Genomic DNA, 2,777 nt, shown 5'->3' with positions numbered 1-2,777 from the left:
TGGCTGGCTTGTTTCTCCACCAAAATTGCTGCCGACTGCCTCTGTGGAATGTGTATCTCCACCCCAGAGAATGATCTTCCGTGACGCCAAATACTCGCAAGCTGAGATGCCAAATCCTGGCGCGCCGGCGTTGAATTCAGCTGTCCGCTTTTGCTTCTCGGCTGCATCGTAGGTATCCCACATCGATGGATGCCAGATATCGCCGTGCCCTGTATGCAGAAACACGCAATCGCCCTCTCCGATCGGATCGATCCCCTGTTTCTGTACCATCGCCGCGACATCCCTGGCGTTGATGATCCCGGGATCGTCTGCGCTGTTTTCCGTCGGAATCGGAAGCCGGCCGCCACGATACGCAACGGCATCAAGTAATACGCCACGGCACACGAAACCGATCTTGGCGACATGCTCGACTCCAAGCGGGCCCATGCCATTGCCGGTGATGTCCTCGTCTTCAAGGAAGTGGCCGTTGTAGAAAAAATGCCCCTGGGAGGTAATCACGCCAACGTGGCCCGGGCCATCAAACTGAGTTCCGATCTGGCCGATCTCGCCGGTCACGAATTCGTCATTCCAGACGGCTTCCTGCTCGCCAAGGGGCCCGCCGGAGGGCAGGCCCGGGATGACCAAGCGCCATGCTCGTCCACCGAACGTGGGCGCATCACTTTGGTAAACCTTGCCAAGTGTGGCAACTTTGCCCCGCTCAACAAGCTTGGCCGCACTCAGCACCATTGCCGGTGTCGTGCGGTTTACCGAGCCCGCTTTGTCATCTGCTCCCCACTCGCTGGGTGCCCAGTTCTCCGAAAGTGGTTGATCATTCTCTGCCCAAGCCTTATCAGATGTCATCGCACACAGACATGCCATGCACGCCAACGATAGTTGAACGAAAGCTGTGACGACCTTCATGTGACTCTCCATTTTGGCTACGGATATTTTTATTTTCGCAAGAACAGGACAGAGGAAATATTGCCGCGCCTGTTACAGGTTGTTACTAACTCAAAAATGGCGGCGTGGCGAGTCATGGGCGAACCATGCTCCGCTAAATCGTGATCTATTCCTGGCCCGATAAATCTTCTGCCACAAACACTGCGGTGTCAGGATGAAAGGTATACCAGGCAAACCAATAAGCCGATACAGCAGGAATTTCGACGCCATGGTTGTTTGTTAGGAATGCTGTCTCGCTGCCTTCATCCCAATGCACGGTAATAAGCTGCTGATTGACCGTGTCCTGAAAAGACGATTTCCGGTTCTTCCTCAGTTCAGGCAACGGGTAGGCTTTAGACAAGCCATCGATTTCGACGCCCAGCACCCTGTCTTTCGGGTGATACTTCGCTGGGGCTTTACGCGAGACCCTGAATAGCACAGCGCTGCTCCTATCATAATTAGCGAATGGATCCGTGTCATAGTCTCTTAGATAGCCGGTTTTTCGAGACAGGACAAAAGTATCTGGATGATCCGATCGCCACTTGTGCCACGTCGTATGTCTCAGTGGCAACATCTTCAGTTCGCGGCCTTTCATCGGCCCACTGACAGCCTTTCGCAAGATTTGCGACCATAACGAGTTGGTCAACTGATCGTAAAGAAGTACGTCGCTCTCATATAACAAACCGGAAACACCGAAGCTGGAAGCCTCGCCGTCCAGATCGGCGGAAAAAGCCATGCCGGTCCCACAGAGCGGGCAGTAAGTAACGATAAAGGATTGATCTTTGATCGCGTCGTTAACGATTTCATGCCAGGATAATATACTTATCGGATAAGCTTTCGCCACGCCGTTCAGCGCGAACCCAAGGATACGGTCATCGGGTTTTAGTTCCGGAACCTCATCTGCGTTTAGGAATACGGGCCTGTGGATCGCTGGAATGCCGTCCTTGCCGGGCCCGCCTGACAATATTTGATCTTGGGGAATCAGAGACCCCGACAGATCGAAACCATTCTTGGTGGCTGCCGTACAGGGTTGTGCGACGAGGCATAGCGCAACCATGACAGCGTACAAGATGTATTTACTCATATGGCAAACTCCCTCAAGAGTCCTGGAGCCTTAGAGACCTTACGTCGAGAAAGGGTTCAATCTATAATTGGATACTCATGGATTATGATATTCCGATGCATGCTCAATATCGCCAGGCGGTTAATGCGTGACAATGAGCAAATTATATTTGCCATTTTTGATAGCAGTAGTAACCAGTATTGCCGGTTGTTCCACGCAAGCACCGCCGAAAGTCGAAGAAGGCCAGCAAAAAATATCGGTGATCATTGAAAATATTAGCCCGACAAGCGGTGTATTGAGAGTCGCCCTGTACAACAGCAAAAATTATTGGCTAAGCGACAACGGCATCGTTCGAGCGCGCTTAGTAATGGTCGATGAGTCCACCGAAAGGCTAGAGTTTTGGGGCCTGCCGTCGGGTGATTACGGGATCGCCGTCTATCATGACATCAACTCGAACAACGTCATGGATAAGAAATACTTCGTAATTCCAAACGAAGCCTACGGGTTCTCGAACAATGCCCGAGGGTCATTCGGCGTGGGGAGTCCAGGCTTCAACAAGGCGAAATTTGCAGTACCGCAGATAAAGCCGCAGCGAATATTACTTGAGCAGCCGCCCATATGAAGCCACTTGGCATTGAAAAATAGCGGCCAGCGTTCTTTGCACGACGATTTGGGGACGCTCTTGATCAATTGGCGAGAGGGTGGGATTGACGCTACGCGTCCTCGCATGCGGCTTCGCCGCTGCGCGAGTCGAACAGGATCCTCATCCTCAACCCAGTGCTTGAAATTCAAAATG

3 protein-coding genes are annotated in these 2,777 nt (G+C 52.3%); 1 reads left to right on the top strand and 2 read right to left on the bottom strand.

What is annotated here, in order from left to right; all coding sequences use genetic code 11:
- Together O6944_06865 and O6944_06860 are read right to left on the bottom strand one after the other, a co-directional pair.
- A partial coding sequence (locus O6944_06865; protein ID MCZ6718853.1) for a cyclase family protein occupies positions 1-900 on the bottom strand: 900 nt, incomplete at its 3' end.
- A gap of 145 nt (positions 901-1,045) precedes the next feature.
- Complete coding sequence (locus O6944_06860; protein ID MCZ6718852.1) at positions 1,046-2,002, bottom strand: DUF3179 domain-containing protein; 957 nt, start codon at positions 2,000-2,002, stop codon at positions 1,046-1,048.
- Positions 2,003-2,135: 133 nt separating this feature from the next.
- Here O6944_06860 and O6944_06855 point away from each other — a divergent pair, with 133 nt between their 5' ends.
- The gene (locus O6944_06855) at positions 2,136-2,603 is read left to right on the top strand and encodes a DUF2141 domain-containing protein (protein ID MCZ6718851.1); all 468 of its coding nucleotides are present in this window, start codon (positions 2,136-2,138) and stop codon (positions 2,601-2,603) included.
- The last annotated feature ends 174 nt before the right edge of the window (positions 2,604-2,777 follow it).

This window comes from Gammaproteobacteria bacterium (assembly GCA_027296625.1).
Lineage (GTDB): Bacteria > Pseudomonadota > Gammaproteobacteria > JAKEHO01 > JAKEHO01 > JAKEHO01.
Note: the sequence above shows the minus strand (reverse complement) of the source record. Positions and strands in the feature narration are given on the sequence as shown.